We start from the raw sequence: 2,957 nt of genomic DNA, 5'->3' as shown, positions 1-2,957 counted from the left end.
CGTAAGCGTCCGAGCTACACCGCCTTGCAACTCAAACCTAAATCCGTTTAAACCACTGATTCACGCGCTCGCACTCAAATGCCGCTGGATCAAAAACATCGCCATGCCATTCAACCATGTCGTCATGCTCTGGATGATTGGGGTTGGCCATCGCCGCCAAAAAGTCCTCATAGCCAGGCCCGCCACCCACGTCTTCCGGTGGGCAAGCATTGGCGCCATCGATGCAATACGGCACCTGAGGACAGGCAATAGCGGGTAACGTTTTTTCGACCTTGATACTGTGATGCCAGCTGTCACCAAAGTCGTAGAGATAATTAAATGTCCGCTTTCCGTTCAGCGCCTTGATCAGCGTTTTACGAGCTTCCGGGTTAACCGTCGGCCCCCAGCCATCGGGATCGGGCATACCATAACGCTCACCGGCAATTTCAAACTCATGCAGATGGCTATCACTCCAGCCCATCACGGCCTGGATGACATGGTGCAGTTTGCCCAAGGTGATGTTTTCAGGCACCGCGAACCGGCGCCAAATCTTCGGAGTGATCCACTTCAGCTCAATGTGCAGCAGCAACAGGTCGGAGGCGGGTTTGGGTAAACGGACAATTTTAACCATGGATCAGGCGGCCTCGCAGTGTTCAGAGTGGTTCAAAGAAATATTCCAGGGCAGCAACTCGCTTACCCGATTGATTGGGTGCTCGGCAATGTGCTCCAGCACATAGGTCAGATACGCCTGTGGGTTCAATCCGTTTAGCTTGGCCGAACCCACCAGGCTGTAAATCGCCGCAGCTCGTTCTCCGCCGGCATCGGAACCGGCAAACAGATAGTTTTTGCGTCCCAGCGCTACGGCGCGCAGCGCCCGTTCGGCGGCGTTGTTGTCGATTTCGATTCGGCCGTCATCGCAGTAACGCGTTAAAGCCTGCCACCGGTTTAGGCCATAGAGGATTGCACCGCCTAATGTCGATTTTTTCGACAGTTGAGTGAGCGTCTGGTTAAGCCATGCATGTAGTTGTTGTAGCAGCGGACTGGCCCGGCTTTGCCGAATCGCTTTGCGTTGGTCGGGCGGTTGCCCTCGAATTTCGCTCTCGATGGCATACAGGGCAGCAATTCTTTGCAGCGCCTCGCCAGCAAGTGGTGAAGCCTGGTCTTTGTAGACATCGTAAAACTTGCGGCGAGCATGAGCCCAGCAGGCGGCTTCCTGAATAGTGCCCGTCGCGTATAGCTGAGCAAAACCAACGTAGCCGTCAGCCTGCAAGATCCCGCTGAAGTCCTTGAGATGAGCGCGGGGATGTTGCCCCTTGCGATCCGGCGAGTAGGCAAACCAGACCGCCGCCGGCGTCGTGTAACCGGCAGGTCGGTCGTCCCGCACGTATGTCCAGAGGCGAGCCGTTTTGGTTTTGCCGTTGCCCGGCGCAAGCACGCCAATTGGCGTGTCGTCGGCATGGACTTTATGACCGCTCATTACATGGCGCTCAAGCGCGTTGACCAGTGGCCTGAGCAATTGGCTGCTCTGGCCCACCCAGTCGGCCAGAGTTGAGCGCTCTAAATCCACGCCCTCACGGGCGTAGATCTCAGACTGGCGATACAGAGGCAGATGATCGACAAATTTAGAGACAAGCACGTGAGCCAGCAGCCCAGGGCCTGCAAGGCCTCGGAGTATCGGGCGGCTCGGTGCAGGCACTTGGGCAATGTGCTCGCAGCAACTGCAAACCATCTTCGGGCGCACATGCCGGATCACTTTAAAACGCGCCGGGACGTACTCCAGCACCTCAGACACATCCTCACCCAACTGGCGCAGCTTCCCACCGCAGCCAGAGCATTGTGATTCAGGCTGATGAACGTGGATTTCGCGAGGCAGGTGTTCAGGCAACGGCTTGCGCCGAGAGACGACGCGAGGGGGCGGTTCGGTTGGCGGCGTCAGTTCAGTCTGGCTGACTTGCAACTCTTCAAGGCTCAACTGGAGTTGGTCGATCATCGCGTCCAATTGCTCGGAACTGCGACCGAACTGTATACGACGCAGCTTGGCGATCATCATTTTCAAGCGCTCAATCTCTGCCCGCTGGGCAGAGACCAGAGCTTTCAAGGCTTGAAGATCGTTAGGCAGGGAGTCGGTCGCGAGCGTCATGACCGAATGTTACTTGGGATTTTTTCAGCGTAGCAAGTCAGACCGCGAGAACGGGTGCTGTACGAATTGGCCTGCGCCAATCAATGCCTTCCAATAGCATCGACAACTGCGCAGGCGTCAGCGAAACGCTACCGCTGGTTGCTTGCGGCCAGACAAAGCGCCCTTGTTCCAGCCGTTTGCAAAACAGGCACAAGCCGTCGCCATCCCACCACAACAGCTTGATCCGGTCACCGCGCCGTCCACGAAAGGCAAAGATCTGACCGGAGAACGGGTCGGCTTCAAGTTGAGTTTGCACCAAGGCTGCCAATCCATCGAAGCCACGGCGCATATCCGTGACGCCGGCGGCGATCCAGATACGGGTTCCAGCAGGCGGGGCAATCATCGCAGTAACTGCTGCAAGATGACTTCCAGGGTATGCGGGTCAGGCGTGCCAGTGATGCGCAGCTTGGCTTTGCCAAGCTCAATCATGATCTCGGAATAAGATACGGGCTGTGGCTGGAGGGTTTGCGATGCATCCGTCGACGCCTCAATCACCTGAACAGGCAAAAGCGTTGCACTCTGGTTAATCGGGCCGAACATCCCTTCATGATATTGATGCCGCCAGCGAAAGACCAAGTTGGCATTGACGTCATGCTCACGAGCGATCAACGACACGGAGGCACCAGGCTGGAGGGTGGCCTCGACGACTTGGCGTTTGAACGCCAGCGAAAAGTTGGGGCGGCGACCGGTTCGACGAGCGGGGGCAACTGTATCCAAGATAGTGTCCACTAAAAAATGGTGTCCACTATCTTGGCTAATTTGGAGGGCTGTCAGGAGAGGGTGCTGGCCGGACGGTTAC

At 56.9% G+C, this 2,957-nt stretch carries 4 protein-coding genes; all 4 read right to left on the bottom strand.

The window, feature by feature from the left end; genetic code table 11:
* Positions 1–37 precede the first annotated feature (37 nt).
* From AC07V9_RS29575 to tnpA, 4 genes are read right to left on the bottom strand one after another with little or no spacing between them, the layout of a single operon-like run.
* On the bottom strand, positions 38–610 hold the full coding sequence (locus AC07V9_RS29575; RefSeq protein ID WP_495019162.1) for a plasmid pRiA4b ORF-3 family protein: 573 nt from the start codon (positions 608–610) through the stop codon (positions 38–40).
* A 3-nt stretch (positions 611–613) separates the two neighbouring features.
* Entirely contained in the window at positions 614–2,119 is a 1,506-nt protein-coding gene (tnpC, locus tag AC07V9_RS29570; RefSeq protein WP_495019161.1) for an IS66 family transposase, read from the bottom strand.
* 37 nt (positions 2,120–2,156) lie between these two features.
* A complete protein-coding gene (tnpB, locus tag AC07V9_RS29565; protein ID WP_034138746.1) occupies positions 2,157–2,501 on the bottom strand; it encodes an IS66 family insertion sequence element accessory protein TnpB in 345 nt (114 codons plus the stop codon).
* Entirely contained in the window at positions 2,498–2,875 is a 378-nt protein-coding gene (gene tnpA, locus AC07V9_RS29560) for an IS66-like element accessory protein TnpA (protein WP_495019160.1), read from the bottom strand. The genes tnpB and tnpA overlap by 4 nt, the downstream gene beginning before the upstream one ends.
* Positions 2,876–2,957 lie beyond the last annotated feature (82 nt).

Source organism: Pseudomonas sp. GW821-FHT02A11 (assembly GCF_059421985.1).
This window is presented reverse-complemented; position numbering and strand designations above follow the sequence as displayed.